This window comes from Methylobacterium pseudosasicola (genome assembly GCF_900114535.1).
Taxonomy (GTDB): Bacteria; Pseudomonadota; Alphaproteobacteria; order Rhizobiales; family Beijerinckiaceae; genus Methylobacterium; species Methylobacterium pseudosasicola.
On record NZ_FOTK01000067.1, the window covers coordinates 1 to 17,171 of the forward strand.

Annotated in this window: 14 protein-coding genes, 1 rRNA gene and 1 pseudogene; 4 read left to right on the forward strand and 12 right to left on the reverse strand. The window is 69.7% G+C overall.

Annotation, left to right across the window (positions count from 1 at the left end):
- The 10 genes from BM228_RS30915 to BM228_RS30960 all read right to left on the reverse strand — a co-directional run.
- Window positions 1-187 (reverse strand): 16S ribosomal RNA (locus BM228_RS30915); the annotation flags it as partial.
- 482 nt (window positions 188-669) lie between these two features.
- Window positions 670-1,488, reverse strand: a complete 819-nt coding sequence (locus BM228_RS30920; RefSeq protein WP_092046743.1) for an MBL fold metallo-hydrolase — start codon at window positions 1,486-1,488, stop codon at window positions 670-672.
- Complete coding sequence (locus tag BM228_RS30925; protein ID WP_092046745.1) at window positions 1,485-2,270, reverse strand: TatD family hydrolase; 786 nt, start codon at window positions 2,268-2,270, stop codon at window positions 1,485-1,487. Before BM228_RS30925 ends, BM228_RS30920 begins: the two co-directional genes overlap by 4 nt.
- Before the next feature lie 17 nt (window positions 2,271-2,287).
- A complete protein-coding gene (gene metG, locus BM228_RS30930; RefSeq protein WP_092046748.1) occupies window positions 2,288-3,865 on the reverse strand; it encodes a methionine--tRNA ligase in 1,578 nt (525 codons plus the stop codon).
- A gap of 161 nt (window positions 3,866-4,026) precedes the next feature.
- Window positions 4,027-5,082, reverse strand: coding sequence for a DNA polymerase III subunit delta' (locus tag BM228_RS30935; RefSeq protein WP_092046772.1), 1,056 nt, complete (start codon window positions 5,080-5,082; stop codon window positions 4,027-4,029).
- Window positions 5,083-5,092: 10 nt separating this feature from the next.
- A complete protein-coding gene (tmk, locus tag BM228_RS30940; RefSeq protein WP_092046769.1) occupies window positions 5,093-5,785 on the reverse strand; it encodes a dTMP kinase in 693 nt (230 codons plus the stop codon).
- Between the two features lie 10 nt (window positions 5,786-5,795).
- Window positions 5,796-7,016 (reverse strand): D-alanyl-D-alanine carboxypeptidase family protein, encoded by a 1,221-nt coding sequence (locus tag BM228_RS30945; RefSeq protein ID WP_092046750.1) that lies wholly within the window; start codon window positions 7,014-7,016, stop codon window positions 5,796-5,798.
- A 150-nt stretch (window positions 7,017-7,166) separates the two neighbouring features.
- On the reverse strand, window positions 7,167-8,474 hold the full coding sequence (locus tag BM228_RS30950; RefSeq protein ID WP_092046753.1) for a septal ring lytic transglycosylase RlpA family protein: 1,308 nt from the start codon (window positions 8,472-8,474) through the stop codon (window positions 7,167-7,169).
- Between the two features lie 522 nt (window positions 8,475-8,996).
- Entirely contained in the window at window positions 8,997-9,317 is a 321-nt protein-coding gene (locus BM228_RS30955) for a ribbon-helix-helix domain-containing protein (RefSeq protein ID WP_092046756.1), read from the reverse strand.
- Window positions 9,301-9,948: a ParA family protein gene (locus BM228_RS30960; protein WP_058194852.1), complete on the reverse strand. Its 648-nt coding sequence runs from the start codon at window positions 9,946-9,948 to the stop codon at window positions 9,301-9,303. The genes BM228_RS30955 and BM228_RS30960 overlap by 17 nt, the downstream gene beginning before the upstream one ends.
- Window positions 9,949-10,328: 380 nt before the next feature.
- Here BM228_RS30960 and BM228_RS30965 point away from each other — a divergent pair, with 380 nt between their 5' ends.
- A complete protein-coding gene (locus BM228_RS30965; RefSeq protein WP_092046759.1) occupies window positions 10,329-10,889 on the forward strand; it encodes a PAS domain-containing protein in 561 nt (186 codons plus the stop codon).
- Window positions 10,890-10,970: 81 nt separating this feature from the next.
- Window positions 10,971-12,608, forward strand: coding sequence for an acyl-CoA synthetase (locus tag BM228_RS30970; RefSeq protein WP_092046760.1), 1,638 nt, complete (start codon window positions 10,971-10,973; stop codon window positions 12,606-12,608).
- Window positions 12,609-12,619: 11 nt separating this feature from the next.
- Here the strand turns inward: BM228_RS30970 and BM228_RS34970 are convergent, their stop codons facing one another.
- Window positions 12,620-12,793 carry a hypothetical protein gene (locus BM228_RS34970; RefSeq protein WP_167367878.1) on the reverse strand — a complete coding sequence of 58 codons (174 nt, stop codon included), beginning with the start codon at window positions 12,791-12,793 and terminating at the stop codon, window positions 12,620-12,622.
- Window positions 12,794-13,025: 232 nt separating this feature from the next.
- On the opposite strand from BM228_RS34970, the gene BM228_RS30975 reads away from it, so the two are divergent.
- A complete protein-coding gene (locus BM228_RS30975; protein WP_092046763.1) occupies window positions 13,026-14,219 on the forward strand; it encodes an alpha/beta hydrolase in 1,194 nt (397 codons plus the stop codon).
- Between the two features lie 311 nt (window positions 14,220-14,530).
- A complete protein-coding gene (locus tag BM228_RS30980; RefSeq protein WP_092046764.1) occupies window positions 14,531-16,783 on the forward strand; it encodes a TonB-dependent siderophore receptor in 2,253 nt (750 codons plus the stop codon).
- Between the two features lie 83 nt (window positions 16,784-16,866).
- Here BM228_RS30980 and BM228_RS34975 read toward each other — a convergent pair.
- Window positions 16,867-17,171 (reverse strand): annotated as a pseudogene (locus BM228_RS34975) (hypothetical protein); the annotation flags it as partial.

Sequence of the window (17,171 nt, forward strand, 5' to 3'; positions counted from 1 at the left end):
CAAGCCTTTCCCCAAAAGGGCGTATCCGGTATTAGCTCAAGTTTCCCTGAGTTATTCCGAACCAGAGGGCACGTTCCCACGCGTTACTCACCCGTCCGCCGCTGACACCCGAAAGTGCCCGCTCGACTTGCATGTGTTAAGCCTGCCGCCAGCGTTCGCTCTGAGCCAGGATCAAACTCTCACGTTGAAGAGATTGATCTGGCCGATCACGTAGTTACTCAGACGGAGCCTCACAATCGATCAAGCAGCGCTTCACAGCGCAACCAGATCGGTGAGCTCAAAAAGAGAAACACGACGATCGGCACTAGTCTCTCACTTGTCGAAGCCAAAGCTCCGACCGCAAGGACAAACGCCGTCCGCGTCTCCCTTCCTCAATTCCAACAATGTCAAAGACCGTGCGGCAGGATCCTGAGACCCAACCGACTAGAGACAAACAGCAAGCTGCCCGGCTTTCCCGCCGGCCAACCCCGCAGATCTGTCAGAAGATGCCTCCGCGCCCGGGCCACTTCCGCGGCCGGCGCCGATGAGGGGTGTATACGCAGCTGGTTCCCGGCCGTCAACAGGGTTGTTCCGGGGTGGAGCCGATTTTCTTGGCCTCCGGCGACGACAGGGGTGTGACAGCCGCTTCGGCCCCTACCTCCGATTGTGCCCCCTCCCCCGAAATGGGTCTCAGGCGTCGAGGGTCAGGGTCATCCCGTCATAGGCCGGCGTGACACCTTCCGGCAGGCGCACCGCCAGGGCCGCGTAGTCGAGATCGGTGTGGAGGTTGGTGAGCACCGTCCGGCGGGGCTTGGTCTCGGCGATCAGCGCCAGGGCATCAGAGACGGAAAAATGCGTCGGGTGCGGCGTGTCCCGCAGGGCATCGATGATCAGGAGGTCGAGACCGTGGAGCCGGGCCAGGCTCGCCTCCGGGATCAGGCTGACATCGGGCATGTAGGCGGCCCGGCCGAACCGGAAGCCCAGGGCCGCCTCGGTGCCGTGCTCCACCGGGAGTGATTCCACCGGGATCGGGCCGCCCGGCCCGTCGAGAGTCAGCTCAGGGGGCAGATCGCGCAGGTCGAGGATCGGCGGATAGGCGCTTCCGGGGGGCGTCTCGAAGCAGTAGCCGAACCGCGTGGTCAGCAGCGACCGGGTGAGCGCGTCGGCATAGACCGGGATGCGCCCGCGCATGGTGATCACCAGGGGGCGCAGGTCGTCGATGCCGTGGGTGTGGTCGGCATGGGCGTGGGTGTAGAGCACGGCGTCGAGGCGCTGGACGCCCGCATCGATGAGCTGCTCGCGCAGGTCGGGCGAAGTGTCGACCAGCAGCGTGGTCCGCCCTCCCCCGGAATCGCGCTCGACCAGGATCGAGCAGCGGCGGCGGCGGTTGCGCGGATCCTCCGGATTGCAGGCACCCCAACCGCTGGCGACCCGCGGCACCCCGCCGGACGAGCCGCAGCCGAGGATGCGCAGGCTCAGGCTCGCCGGCGCGGCGCCCGGATCGATCATGCCGCTTTCGCCTTGTCGAACAGGGCGAAAAAATTCGCCGTTGTGAGCCGGGCGAAGTCCTCGGCGGACAGTCCCAGGGTCTCGGCCAGCGACTGGGCGGTGTCGGCCGTGTAGGCCGGCTCGTTGGTGCGGCCGCGATGCGGTTCGGGGGCGAGGAACGGCGCGTCGGTCTCCACCAGGATCCGGTCGAGAGGCACGCTCCGGGCGATGTCGCGCAGCGCATGCGAGCGCCGGAAGGTGACGATGCCGGAGAACGAGATCGACAGCCCCAACTCGATCCCAACCTCGGCGAGGCGCCGGCCCGACGAGAAGCAGTGCAGCACCGCCCGGAACGGCTTTTTGCCCATCTCGTCGGTGAGCACCCGCTCCATGTGATCGTCGGCATCCCGGGCGTGGATGACCAGGGGCAGGCCGGACAGGCGCGCCGCCTCGATATGGGCGCGCAGCACCCGCTCCTGTACGGCCTCGGGGGCGCCGTCGGGATAATGGTAGTCGAGCCCGGCCTCGCCGATCCCGACGCAGCGGGGATGCGCCTTCGCGATCCCCGCGATCGTCTCGGCGGGCACATCCGGCTCCTCGGCGGCCCCGTCCGGATGGGTGCCGATGGTGAACCAGATCTCGGGATGGGCCTCGGCGATCGCCCGGTAGGTCTCGGCCCGGGCGACCCGGGTCGAGATGGTGAGCATGCCGGTGACGCCCGCGTCCCGGGCACGGGCGATCACCCCCGGCAGGTCGGCGGAAAAATCCGGGAAATCGAGATGGCAGTGGCTGTCGATCAGCATCGTGTCTCGGATCGCTGTCAGGCGGCCGGTGCTTCGGGCCGCTCGAACCGGGGGAAGACCGGGGCCGGGGCGGGCAAGGCGGTGCTGGGCACCAGGCGGCCGCCCTCCCCCACATCGGCGAGATTGCGCCGGTCTGACGGCACGGCGAGCAGGTCCAGGAGCCTGGAGGCCGCCGTGGGCACGAAGGGCTGGACCAGGATGCCGAAGGCCCGCAGGGCTTCGAGCGTCGTGTAGAGCACCGCGTTCATCCGGGCCGGATCGGACTTGCGCAGCTTCCACGGCTCCTGGCCGGCGAAATAGCGATTGGCCTCGGCCACCACCGCCCAGATCTCAGCCAGGACGCTGTGGAGCGCGAGATCGCCCATCAGTTCCCGGACCTTGCCGGGCAGCGCGTCGGCCAGCGCCAGGAGGGCGCGGTCGGCCTCGTCCAGAGCGCCGGGATCCGGCACCGCGCCGTCGCAGTTCTTGGCGACCATCGAGAGCGAGCGTTGGGCGAGGTTGCCGAGGTCGTTGGCGAGGTCGGCGTTGATCCGGCCGATGATCGCCTCGTGGCTGTAGCTGCCGTCGCCGCCGAACGGCACCTCGCGCAGCACGAAGTAGCGCACGGGATCGACCCCGTAGGTGTCGGCGAGCTCGAACGGGTCGAGGACGTTGCCCAGCGACTTCGACATCTTCTCCCCCTTGGAGAGCAGGAAGCCGTGGCCGAAGACGCGCTTGGGCAGGGGCAGCCCGGCCGATATCAGGAAGGCCGGCCAGTAGACCGCGTGGAAGCGGACGATGTCCTTGCCGATCACGTGCAGGTCCATCGGCCAGAATTTTTTTAGGGGGGCCTCCGCGTCGGGGAAGCCCGTGACCGTGAGGTAATTGGTCAAGGCGTCGACCCAGACATACATGACGTGGTTCGGATGGCCGGGCACCGGCACGCCCCAGTCGAAATTGGTGCGGCTGACCGACAGGTCCTTGAGGCCGGAGCGGACGAAGCTCGCCACCTCGTTCTTCCGGGTTTCCGGGCCGATGAAGTCCGGCTGGTCCTCGTAGAGCTTCAGCAGCCGGTCCTGATAGGCCGAGAGCCGGAACAGGAAATTCTCCTCCTCCATCCAGACCACGGGCGTGTCGGTGGCGAGGCTGCGGCGGCTGCCATCCTCCAGCAGGCGGGTCTCGGCCTCGTCGTAATAGGCCTCGTCGCGCACCGAGTACCAGCCGGCGTACTTGTCCAGATAGATGTCGCCGTTGGCCTCCATCCGCCGCCAGATCTCCTGCGCGGCTTCGTAATGGCCGGGCTCGGTGGTGCGGATGAAGCGGTCGTAGGCGCAATCCATCCGGTCGGCCATCGCCTGGAAGCGGGCGGCGGTGCCGTCCACGAAGGCGCGCGGGCTGGTACCGGCCCGGGTCGCCGCCTGCTGGATCTTGAGGCCATGCTCGTCCGTGCCGGTGGAGAACAGCACGTCGTAGCCGTCCAGCCGGTGAAAGCGGGCGATGGCGTCGGCGGCGATCACCTCGTAGGCGTGGCCGATATGCGGCGCGCCGTTGGGGTAGGAGATCGCGGTCGAGAGGCCAAAAGTCTTCTTGGAGTGCGCCGGGGCGTTGGACGTCACGTCAGTGGTGTTCCGGATGATCGCGAGAGGTTTTTCGCGTTGTCGCGCGGCCGGAGCTGGGACGCAACCGCCGCTGCCGCGCGGACGATCATGGATTCAGACGGTCCGAGACCTTTTGCGGGTCCAGGGCGGAGCCCTGGTCGTCCCGGCGCGCGCACCGTTTACGAGGCCGCCTCGGCGAGATCCCCGAACAACGACAGCACCACTGGACGCCGGTCGAGATTGTAGATCGCCGCCTCCCGGGCGGCGCGGCCGAACCGCTCGGCGACCTCCACCAGGGCGGCGAGGCGGGCCGGCGGCTCGTCCCGGCGCCGGTCGAGCTCGGCCGAGACGAAGCGCAGCACTGCGTCCTGGGCGGCCTCGAACCGCGCCTCGGCGTCGCGCCCGGCCAGGGTCTCGGCGAGCTTGAGCACCCGGCCCCAATCGGGCGTCTGCGCCCGGGCCAGCAGGGTCTCGACCTCGGCGACGAGGCCGGCCGTGACCGGATCGAGCATCGCCAGCGCCCGGGCGACCGAGCCCTCGCACTGGGCGACCGCCCGGGCCAGGGCGGCCTCGTCGGGCTGCGGGAACGGCTCGGGCAGGCCGCGCACCACCTGGGCCACCGCCTCGGGCGCGAGCGGGCGCAGCATCAGCACCCGGCAGCGGGAGCGGATCGTCGGCAGCAGGCGCCCGGGCTGGTGGGCCAGGATCAGGAACAGGGCGCGGGGCGGCGGCTCCTCCAGCACCTTGAGCAGGGCGTTGGCGGCGTTGGCGTTCAGGTCCTCGGCGCTGTCGAGGATGCAGACCCGCCAGCCGGAATCGGTGGCCGTCGAGGCGAACAGGTCCAGGGCCCGGCGGACCATGTCCACCGAGATCTTGGTGGGCAGCGCCTTGGCGCCGGCGGTGCGGTGGCGGCGCAGGGCGACCAGGTTCGGGTGCGACAGGCCGGCGACCTTGCCGGCGACGGGGTTGTCCTCCGGCACGTCGAGCCCGGCCGGTCCGCCGCCCGCGGGATAGGCGAGCAGGCGGCGGGCGACCCGGTAGGCGAGGGTCGCTTTGCCGATGCCGGGGGCGCCGCCGATCAGCCAGGCATGGTGCAGGCGCCCCGCCGCGATCCCGGCCCCGAAGGCCTCGGCCGCGGCCTCGTGGCCGACCAGCGCCCGGGTCTCCCGCGGGCGCGGGATGCCCGGGAGGTCGCCGGGCTCGACATCGTCGGCGGCGCGGTCTGCCAGTTTCATGGTGCGGATCTCAGGCGGCATCGCCGCGGCTTCCTTTCATCGGCAGGAGGCCGGGCAGGCGGGAGGCCACGGTGGCGCGGATCGCGGATTCCACCGACTCGGGATCGCGGGCGGCATCGATCACCGCGCAGCGCTGCGGCTCGGCCCGGGCGATCGCCAGGAAGGCCTCGCGCAGCCGCGTGTGGAAGGCGAGGGATTCGGCCTCGAACCGGTCGGCCCCGACACCGCGCCCGGCTGCGCGGGCGAGGCCGGCCTCGGGGGGCAGGTCGAGGATCAGGGTCAGGTCGGGCCGGGTCGGGCCGACCACGACCCGCTCCAGGGCGGTCACTAATGCCGGTTCGAGGCCGCCCGCGGCACCCTGGTAGGCCCGGGTCGAGTCGATGAAGCGGTCGCACAGCACGATCTCGCCCCGGCGCAGGGCCGGGCGGATCAGCCGGTCGAGATGGTCGATCCGGGCGGCGCTGAACAGCAGCGCCTCCGCGAAGGGGCCGTAGGGCTTGGCGACCCCGCCGAGCAGGGCCGCGCGGATTTCTTCCGCCCGGGGCGAGCCGCCGGGCTCGCGGGTCACGCACACCGCCTGCCCAGAGCGCGCCCGCAGGGTCGCGGCCAGGCGGGCGATCTGGGTCGACTTGCCGGCGCCCTCGCCGCCTTCGAAGGTGATGAAGGTTCCCGGCGCGGACTCTTCGACGCGTGGCACGATCACGGACAAGACTTCACGTCGGATCGGCCGTCCGGTCGCCGGATTTCGCGTCCTTCTTGCCGACCCGGTCGAAGGCTTTTCGAACGAGGCCGGTGCCGAATTCCAGCGCCGCATCCATCGCCCGCTGCGACAGGGTGCCGGGCTCGACCGTGGCGCCGGCGAACAGCGGCTGGTCGAGGGCGACGGTGTCGCCGCGCTGGATCCGCAGGGTGCCGACCTGCCGGCCCTCCTCCACGGGGGCGACGAGGGGCCCGGTATAGACCACCTTGGCGCTGACCCGGTCGTTGGAGCCCCGGGGCAGCAGCACCCGCACCGGCTTCTTCGAGACCAGGGGCACGGACCCGGACTGGCCGCCGAACACCGAGGCCTCGGCCACGGTCTCGCCGGTGGCGAAGATCTGCCGGGTCTCGAAGGCGCGGAACCCCCATTCCATCAGCTTGCGCGCTTCCGCGGCCCGGTCCCGGGCGGTCTTGAGGCCGGAGACCACCAGCACCAGGCGCTGGCCGTTCTGCACCGCCGAGCCGGTGAGCGCGTAGCCGGATTCCTCCAGGTAGCCGGTCTTGAGCCCGTCGGCGCCGATATCGAGGGCCAGGAGCGGGTTGCGGTTCTGCTGGCGGATCTTGTTCCAGGTGAACTCCTTCTCGGCGAAGATCTTGTAGAGGTCCGGGTAGGTGTCGATGATGTGGATGGCGAGCTTGGCCATGTCCCGGGCCGTGACCTTCTGGTCGGGCGCCGAATAGCCGGTGGCGTTGCGGAAGGTCGAGTTCGTCAGCCCGATCTCCTTGGCGCGCTGGTTCATCAGCCCGGCAAACGCCTCCTCGGTCCCGGCCATGTTCTCCGCGATGGTGATCGCGGCGTCGTTGCCCGACTGGACGATCAGGCCGCGCAGCAGGTCCGACATCTTGATGCGGCTGTTGACCTGCGCGAACATCGACGAGCCGCCACCCCCGGCCCCGCCCCGCTTCCAGGCGTCCTCGGTCACGGTGAACTCCGTGTCCATCGACAGGCGGCCGGATTTCAGCGCCTCGAACACGATGTCGGTGGTCATCAGCTTGGCCATGCTGGCCGGGGAGAACCGCTCGTCCGCGGCCTTCTCGAACAGGACCGAGCCGGAATCCGCGTCGATCAGGATCGCGTGCGGGGCCGCCGTCTGGAAGTTTTGGGCCGCGGCGCCGGCGAGGCCCGCCCCCAGGGCGCAGGCGGCCGCGAGAAGGGTGAGAAAGGTCCTGCGCATCACCGTTCCGTCCCACGCCTGCGGCCCGGTTGGAAGAACGCCAACCGCATCCGGATAACAAGCGTGACCATATTACGGTTTCAGGGTCGGATCGAATGCGAAATGCCGCATTGCGGCACCGGCGGCCCTTTTGGGCGCGCCGGTGTCGCCTCAGTAGATCCCGGCCAGGCGCGGATGCTTGGCGTTGGCGGGCGCGGCCGTCTTGGTCGCGGGCCCGGCCTTCCCGGGAGCCGGCGCCTTCGCGGCGGCGGCAACCTTCATGGGCGCCGCAGCCTTGGTGCCGCTGGCCGAAGCCTTGGCCGGCGCCGCCGCGGAGGCGAGATGCGCCAGGGCGGATTTGGAGGCGGCCGGCAAAGCCGCGGGGGCGGCCGAGACGAGTTTCGCCGGGGCACCGCCGGCCCGCACCGGCGGCCGGGCGGCTTCCGCGAAGGCCGGACGGCCAGCGGGCTTCGCCGCCCCAGGCCCAGTCGCCTGCGGCGCGCCATGGCCCGAGGCCGGGTTGAGGCCCGCGACCTTCACGCCCGCGCCCTTGGCGTCGGCGACCCTGGATCCCGTGGCCTTCTGCTCGGCGACCTGGACCGGGGCCGGCCGGAAATCCCGCACCTTCGGGGCGGTCGGCTGGACGGCGGCCGGCACCCGCATAGCGGCCGAGGCCATCATGATCGGGGCACGGACCGGGGTGGGCCGCTCGGGCCGCGGCGCTTGGTCTTCGGTGGGCTGCTCGCGCTCGGGGGCGGGCTTGAAGGCCAGAGGCTCGGGGGCCGAGCGCGTGTAGCGCTCCGGATCCTCGGAGGGGCCGAGATCGGCCATCATCACGGTGGAGCGGCCGGCCGGCTGCCCGTCGGTGCGCAGGCTGGCGAGGAGCTTGCGGTCGTCGCTGCCGGCGACCGAGGCCCGGCCGGCATATTCGACCCGCACCCGCGCGGTGCCGCGGCGGTGGAAGCCCAGGGCCTCGGCCGCCTCCTCGGAGACGTCCATGACCCGGCCCGCATGGTAGGGGCCGCGGTCGTTGACCCGCACGATCATCGAGGAGCCGTTGTCGAGGTTGGTCACCCTCGCGTAGCTCGGCAGCGGCAGGGTCGGGTGCGCGGCGGCGATCGAGTGGCGGTCGAACACCTCGCCGTTGGCGGTCATGCGCCCGTGGAAGGCCGAGCCGTACCAGGAGGCCAGGCCCTCCCGCACATAGCCGCGGGGATCCTCCTTGGGCACGTAGGTCTGGCCCGCCACCACGTAAGGCTTGCCGGTGTAGCGGCGCCCGCCGCCCTTCGGGATCACGTCGCCCTCGTTGTAGAGGCGCGGGCTCGCCTTGACCCCGTATTTCGGGTCGATGCCGTTGCCGGGGCTGAGCTTCTGCTGCTGGGGATTGGTGGCGCAGTTGGCCGTGGCCAGGGCCACGCCCGAGACGGCCAGGAGCCGCAGGGCGAGGCGCGCAGGCCGGGGAAGGGTCGTGCGCACCATATCGAGGATCACCAAAACGCGACGCGGGACCATGGCCGGGAAACAGACCGGCACCGGCCGCGCCCCTGGGCTCAGCCGGTCCACCCAGAATTGTAGCGGTCTCGTAAAGGAAGCCTGAACGACGCCTGCGGTCGCGGTTCAGAAGCTGCCGCCGAGCCCCCTCCGGACCTCACGCAGCGCATCAGGATTTACCAGCAAATGTTTGATAGATCGATGGTTCTCGTTTCAGGCGATCAAGGCCGGGCGCTTTCGAGGTGTTCGGATTGAGCGGCCCGCAAGGACCCGCACCAGCGGGGTCGATCGGTCGAGACCGCGCAGGACCGGCCTGATGGCCCGGGCGCAACCTTCGCCGGGCGGTTGCCGAAGGAACGGCATGGAAGTGGGAGACGGGTCACGGATGTCCGAGGCCCCATCGGCATCCCCCCCGTCATCCCGGGGCTCCGCTGCGCGGCCCCGGGATGACAGGGTTGTTGTCAGTACGAACTCTGCAAGCACCCTGGGCAGGGCCGAGCCCCGCCCGGCTCAGCGGGACTGGGTGTCGGTCAGCTGCGCGATGGAGCGGGCGCCGCGCTGCTTGAACAGAAGGTCGAGGCCCTCTAGCATCAGGGCGTGCATCTTGGTCCGCTCGGCATAGGCGAGGTCCCGGAGCTGGTCGTAGACCGGGGGCTCCAGATAGACCGACATCTGCCGGGCGCGCTGCTTCAGCGTGGCGGCCGGCTTCGCGGCCGGGGGCGCCAGCGCCAGGGTCACGATCTCGGCGCCCTGCGGCCGGGCCGCGTGCCGGTCCGGCGGGTTCGCCGAGGCGACGATCGCCGCGAGACTGAGCTTAGGCGGCTTGGACATGCTGGCCCGTCCTCAGCGACTGCGTGCGGCGCTCGATCCAGGACCAGAGGCGGCGGACTTCCCCGGCGGCCTGACCCTTGGGATTGAACTCGGTGACGCCCTGGCCGAGGCCGATCGCGTCCTGGTGGTCGGTGCGGGCGACGATGTTCACGTCGGGCAGGATGCCGAGCACGGCGAGCCCGTCGGCCGCGTCCCGGACCCGGTAGGAGCGGGGCGGGGTCTGGTTCAGCACGAAGGCGAACTTCTTCTCCAGCCGGTAGACCGCGGCGAGCGTCGGCTTGAACGCCCGCAGGTCGGCGGGGGTCGGCCGGCACGGGATGATGCACAGGTCCGCCGCGCGAATCGCCGAGAGCGTGCCGGTGGAATCGACCCCCGGCGTATCGATGAACACGAAATCGTAGGCGGATTCCCGCAGGCGCTCCATCACGGCGTCGATCTGCGTGGCGTCGATCTGGGCGACCTCGGGACCGTCGGCGGTGCGGTGATCGAGCCAGTCCGAGATCGTGGCTTGGCGGTCCATCTCGAGGATGCAGACCGTGTGACCCGCCTCCCGGGCGGCCACCGCCAGGGAAATGCACAGCGTGCTCTTGCCGCTGCCGCCCTTCTGCGTGACGAAGGTGATCGCTTTCATCCTGGGCGTCCTCCAGAAGGCCCCGTGCATCCGCCGGGGCGCGGGCAATCCGAATTGCCGCGCCCGCGCCGGGCAACCTCAGGTGCATGATCACGGGCTGCCGCGATCCTGTGACCCAAGGATGTCGTGCGGCAGGTTGGGGGCGTCATGGTTAACGACCCGTTAAAGCAGGTCCCACTCGCCCGGGCGGCCGGGCCGAGGCAGGATTCGCGGACATGACGGGCATTCTATACTTCAGGTTAACATTTGTGGTGTCTAATTCCTGAACGGCCTTTTCAGCCGCTAGAGGATACCGTAGCGTTAGGATTGCCGGCGCCGCGACCGCGATGGATTTGATAACCTCAGGTTTGACGGCGTTCGACAGCCCGGCAAGGAATGGCATGGCCGAAGCCCCAATCCCGCAATCCGTCCTCGACGCGTCCGGCGTGGTCGGTACGTGGGTCCACGATCATTGGGCCGACCGGCTGGCGCTCTCGGCCTCCCTGGCGGGGCTGCTCGGCCTCGACCCGGTAGCGGCAGCCACCGGGGTGTCCCTGGCGGTGTTTCTCGACCGGACCCATCCGGAGGATCGCATCCGGATCGAGAGCTACCTGCATGCGGTGTCCGAGACCGGCGGCACCCTGGAGGCGGAGTTCCGCACCCGCGACACCCGCAGCGGCATCCGCACCCTGCTGATGCGCGGGCGAATCGACCGCGATCCCACGGGCCGCACCCTGCAGGGCCGGGGCATCGCCATCGACCGGACCGAGGAGCAGACGGCCAACCTCGTGCAGAGCGAGCGGGTCGTGAACCGGATGGCCGAGCACGTCATCGCCCTGCGCGACCTCGCCCATGCCCTGCAGCGGCCGGTGCTGGTCGAGCAGATCGAGCGCCTGATGATCGAGATCGGTTTCGAGCTCGCCAGCTTCCTGCCCGAGCCGGAAGACGAGCCGCGCCACTGAGCGCGTCTCCCCGGAAGCGCGATTGATCGCGCCCGCGCCCACAAGCTACTGTCCCGACAACACAATGCCGGGAGGACGCCGATGGCCCGCGACACGATCTACGACCGCGATCTCGATCGCGTGCCGGCCAACCACCAGCCGCTGACCCCCCTGCTCTATCTGGACCGGGCGGCGCGGGTGTTCCCCGAGCAGGTCGCCGTGATCCACGGGCCCCTGCGGCGCTCCTACCGGGACCTCTACGCCCGCGCCCGCCGCCTGGCCTCTGCGCTGGCGCGGCGCGGGCTCGGCCGCGGCGACACCGTGGCGGCCTTCCTCGCCAACACCCCCGAGATGGTCGAGTGCCATTATGGCGTGCCGATGACCGGGGCGGTGCTCAACACCCTTAACACCCGCCTCGACGCCGCGGCGATTCGCTTCTGCCTGGAGCACGGCGAGGCCAAGGTGCTGATCACCGACCGGGAATTCGCCAAGACCGCCGCGGCGGCGCTGGAGGGCCTGGAGCCAAGACCCTTCGTCATCGATGTCGACGACCCGGAGTATGACGGGCCGGGCGCCAAGCTCGGGGAGACGGATTACGAAGCCTTCCTGGCGGGGGGCGACCCGGAGCATGAATGGCAGCTGCCCGGCGACGAGTGGGACGCGATCGCGCTGAACTACACCTCGGGCACCACCGGCGACCCGAAGGGCGTGGTCTACCACCACCGGGGCGCGGCCCTGCTGGCGCTCGGCAACGTCATCACCGGCGGCCTCGGGCAGCACCCGGTCTATCTCTGGACCCTGCCGATGTTCCACTGCAACGGCTGGTGCTTCCCCTGGACCCTGTCGATCGTGGCCGGCACCCATGTCTGCCTGCGCCAGGTCCGGGCGGAGGCGATGTACCGGCTGATGGCCGAGCACGGGGTCACGCATCTCTGCGGCGCGCCGATCGTGATGCAGATGCTGATCAACGCCCCCGATTCCGAGCGCCGGGACCTGCCCCGGCGGGTGGCGTTCTTCACAGCGGCGGCCCCCCCGCCCGAGGCGGTGCTGGCCGGGATGTCGGAGGCCGGGTTCGACGTGACCCACCTGTACGGGCTGACCGAGAGCTACGGCCCGGCGGTGGTCAATGCCTGGCACGCGGATTGGGACGCCCTGGCGGCGGACCAGCGGGCGGCCAAGAAGGCGCGCCAGGGGGTGCGCTACCCAGTTCTGGAAGCCCTCGACGTGCGCGACCCGGAGACGATGGAGCCGGTGCCCGCCGACGGCACGACCATCGGCGAGGTGATGATGCGCGGCAACGTGGTGATGCGCGGCTACCTCAAGAACCCGGCGGCCACCGAGGCCGCGTTCCGGGGCGGCTGGTTCCGCACCGGCGATCTCGGGGTGAAGCACCCAGACGGCTACGTCCAGCTCAAGGACCGCTCGAAGGACATCATCATCTCGGGCGGCGAGAACATCTCGTCGATCGAGGTGGAGGACGCCCTGTTCAAGCACCCGGCGGTATCGGCGGCCGCGGTGGTCGCCCGCCCGGACGCGAAATGGGGCGAGACGCCCTGCGCCTTCGTCGAGCTGAAGCCGGGGGCGTCGCCCAGCGCCGACGACCTGATCCAGTGGTGCCGGGGGCGGCTCGCGTCCTACAAGCTGCCGCGCCACGTGATCTTCGGCGAGCTACCGAAGACCTCCACCGGCAAGGTCCAGAAATTCATCCTGCGCGAGCGGGCACGCCAGGACGGAAACTGAGGCGGGACCAATCAGGCCTGCGGGGGCTGCGGACGCTCGGCGCGAACCGGCACGCGCACCGCCTTGGCCGCGCGGAGATCGGCCGCGATCTGGGCGATGAAGGCCTGGATCGACACGAGGCTGAACAGACTGATCGAGGCAACCAGAGCGGCGGAAACCAGGATCTTGGCGGTAGCGGGGTCCACGGCGTGACGTCCTTAGTGGGTCTCGCCGCGGGCATTCCGGGCGAGGGGCGCCGATCAGGGCGCCTGCGATGCTCCGAAGGTGGGCGTGCGGTCCCGGTTCCACCAGCGTCGCCGTGATGGGCCTGGCATGCGTGTAGGTTCGGGCTCCGGTATCAACCGGCGGTGCTGGTCGGACGCGCCGTTTCCCGCAATAAGCCGGCCCGATGCGGGCATCGCATCCGGGGAGAGACGTATGGCCGGCAAGAGTATCGCGGCGGGCATCGCCGGCTGCGTTCTGGGGGGATGGCTGGCGGTTCAGGGCCTGAGCCTCGCCGCGGCGCCGGTTCGGGCCCAGGAGCCCGCCCAGGAGCCGGTCACCCGGGCCGGCTATTTCTACATCGGCGGCCGGTATCAAAAGCTCGGCGACAAGACCGTGATGGTCGGCCAGATGTTCGTGCAGTCGCGCACGCCCGCCCGGATCACCCGGCCCTATCCGGTGGTGATGGTGCACGGGCTCGCCCAGACCGGGGTGAACTTCCTCGCCACCGCGGATGGAAGGCCGGGCTGGGTGCAGCGCTTCGTCGAGAAGGGCTACCAGGTCTATGTGGTCGATCAGGTCGGGCGCGGGCGCTCGGGCACCAACCCGGAGGTCTACGGCCCCTACGACCGGCTCGGCACCCGCGGCCTCGAGAAGACCTACACGGCCCCGGAGGTCTACGACCTGTTCCCGCAGGCCAAGCTCCACACGCAATGGCCGGGCGGCACCGGCGTTCAGGGCAACGCCGCGTTCGATCAGTTCTTCGCCAGCCAGGTCCCGTTCCTGGCCAACGGCCAGCAGACGGAAGAGCTCGTCGACCCGGCCCTGGTGGCGCTGCTCGAAAAGATCGGGCCGGCGATCCTGCTCACCCACGGCCAGGGTGCCCTGTTCGGCTGGGCGGCCTCGGATGCCAGGCCCGACCTGGTGAAGGCCCATGTCAGCGTCGAGCCGAACGGACCGCCCTTCTTCGACGTGCAGTTCCGGGGCGGCAAGGACTTCTGGGAACGGTCCGGGGATGGCCGCGCCCGCGCCTACGGGCTGACCCGCATGCCGCTGACCTTCGACCCGCCGGTCAAGGCGCCGGAGGATCTCGTCGTGGCGCAGCAGGCCAAGATCCCCGACGCCAAGGCTGGGGAAGGCCAGATTCGCTGCTGGTTGCAGGCCGAGCCCATCCGGACCCTGCCGAACCTCGCCAAGGTGCCGACCGTGGTGGTGACCGCCGAGGCCTCGTTCCACGCCACCTACGATGCCTGCACGGTCGCCTTCCTGACCCAGGCCGGCGCCAAGCCCGACGCGATCCGGCTGGCCGATCAGGGCCTGCGCGGCAACGGCCACATGGTGATGCTGGAGACCAACAGCGATGCCGTGGCGGACGCCGTGGCCGGCTGGCTCGCGACCCGGGTGAAGTAGCGTCTTGGGTCCCGACGCCGCGACCGGTTCCGCGGCGTCCACAGGCATCTCCACGGCCCCTTCGCGGCAGCGCCCTGCCCGCTCCCGTGCCGCCTCACGGGCGCCTCTAACGCTGCGTGTCGTAACCGCAACAGCCCTCGCCTTCCGCGCGTGACCCGCTTGCGGCCAAGCCTGGCTGCACGTACTGCGTATGGCAGAAAGCTGAATAATAACAGCAGTTTATCACAGTTCTAAAGAGCGGAGCAGCCCCGCCGGGACCGATCCCGGCGAACGCGGTCGGCTGTCCGCAGCGTCGTACAGGGCTCAGGCAGATGCGAGTCGTTCACCCCCGTTCCGGCGTCCTGCGGGCCCTCCTCGTCGATGCCTTCCTGGCCAGCACTTCTCTCGCTGTGCTGGCGCAGGCCGCGCCAGCGCTGGCCCAGGACGCGACGCCGCCGCGTCCGCGCGCCAGCAACCTCGGCAGTCAGACCGCGCAATCGAGCGTGCAGCTCGAGGAGCTGAGCGTCACCGGCCAGGGCGGCGGACCGGTCGTCGCCGGACCGGTGCGGGATGACCCGCGCGGGCCGATCACCGGCTTCGTCGCCAAGCGCTCGCTCACCGCCACCAAGACCGACACGCCGCTGATCGAGACGCCGCAATCGATCACCGTGATCGGGCGCCAGCAGCTCGACGCGCAGAAGCCCCAATCGGTCTCGGAAGCGATCCAGTACGCGCCCGGCGTGTTCGGCAGTCCCTTCGGCCCGGACACGCGCCAGGACTTCTTCCTGATCCGCGGGTTCACCACCAACGATACCGGCCTGTACAAGGACGGCCTGCAGCTTCTGAACTTCGGCTTCGGCGGCTTCCAGCTGGAGCCGTTCGGCCTGGAGCGTATCGAGGTGCTGCGCGGCCCCTCCGCCGTCCTGTTCGGCGCCGGCAACCCCGGCGGCGTCGTCAACCTCGTGTCGAAGCGCCCGCCCCTCGACCCGCTGCGCTACATCGAGGCCGGCGGCGGCTCGTTCGGGCAGAAGTACTTCGCCTTCGATCTCGGCGGCCCGGCCGACGCGGAGGGGCACTGGTTCTACCGGCTGACCGCCATCGGGCGGAATGGCGGGACCCAGGTCGACGGGGTCGAGGACAATCGCGGCTACATCGCGCCGTCCTTCACCTACAAGCCGGACGGGGCCACGACCTTCACGATCCTGTCGAGCTTCCAGCACGACGAGACCGGCCGCATCAACGCGTTCCTGCCCTATTACGGCACGGTGCGTCCGCAGGCCGAGGGCCTGCGGATTCCGCGCTCGTACAACACCCAGGACAACATCCAGGACCGGTACCGGCGCACGCAGGCCTTCATCGGCTACGAGTTCGAGCACGTGTTCGACGACGTCTGGACGGTGCGCCAGAACGCGCGCTACGCGATCTCGCAATCCTACGACAACTCGCTCGGCGGCGGCATCGGCTACCTGGATCCGACCACGCAGACCCAGCTCAGCCGCTATCGCTTCCAGGCGGCCTCGACGGCCCGCCAGCTCAACGTCGACACGCAGGCGATCGCGCGGTTCAGCGACGGCCTGTTCGCCCACACGTTCCTGATGGGCGTCGACTACAAGTACTTCAGCCTGAACGACAACCAGGGCACGTTTTTCGGCGTCGATCCGTTCAACCTGGCCGCGCCGAACTTCGTCAGCCCGGCCGGGCCGGTCACGCCCTACCTGATCAACTTCGATCAGTTCCAGCAGACCGGAATCTACGTGCAGGATCAGATCAAGCTCACGCCCGAGCTGACCATGATCGCCTCCGGCCGCGGCGACTTCACCACCAACGAGGTCAACAACAAGCTCGCCAGCCCGATCTCACGCACGACCCAGAACGCGAACGCGGCGACCGAGCGCTTCGCGCTGATCTACAATTTCGACTTCGGGCTCGCGCCCTACATCTCGTACGCGACCTCGTTCAACCCGCAGGTGGGCACCAACGCCTTCAGCCAGCCGTTCAAGCCGACCACGGGCGAGCAGTACGAGGCCGGCGTGAAGTACGAGCCGCCGGGGACGAATCTCTTCGTCACGGCCGCGTTCTTCGACCTCGCGCTCAACAACTCGCTCACCACCGACCCGAGCAACGTCAACAACTCGCTCCAGCTCGGGCTGACGCGTTCGCGGGGCTTCGAGGGGTCGCTCACGGCCAGCATCACGCCTGAGCTCAACGTGATCGCCTCGGTGACGAGCTACGACCTGAAGATCGAGCGGGGCGACAATGTCGGCCGGACGCCGGCGGGCGTGCCCCAGACCTTCGCCTCGGTGTTCGGCGACTACACGATCCCCACGGGCGAGTTCGCGGGCTTCGGCTTCGGCGGCGGCGTGCGCTACGTCGGGTCCTCCTTCGCGACGACCGACAACACGCTGAAGGTGCCCGAGCGCGTGCTGTTCGACACGCTGGTGCACTACACCAGCGGCAACTGGCGCTTCGCCATCAACGCCGCCAACATCTTCGACAAGCGCTTCGTCTCGTCGTGCACGTCGATCAACGCCTGCTTCTACGGAGAGGCCCGACGGGTCACCGCGAGCCTGAGCTACAAGTGGTGAGACAGCCGCCTCATCGGTCTTGAGGCTGCACGCGAGCTTTGGCTCGTAAGTTTCGGATACAAAAGGGCTATGCCCCAGCCCTTTTAAGGTGTTTGGCTGTTGAGGATCCTTGCGGTTGCGACGTGACCTCTGCTGGCGCGCTTAGGTTCTGCCGCGGGGTCTTTGGGTTTTCGCCTGCCGACCGTCACGCGCCCGGGGTCGATCCTGCGGGCCAAGCTCAGCAGGCGCGCGGCCAGGGCCGGTGGGTCGGTCGCACCGCAGGCCGTCCAGTGCTCAGGGGGCAGAGCGATCAGCAGCCCCTCGTAGCCGCCGCGGATCTGTAGGACGAGGTGATACAAGGACACCTTGGGGGCCGCCCCCGCGGCGGAGGTGTGCGCCCGCTCCACGC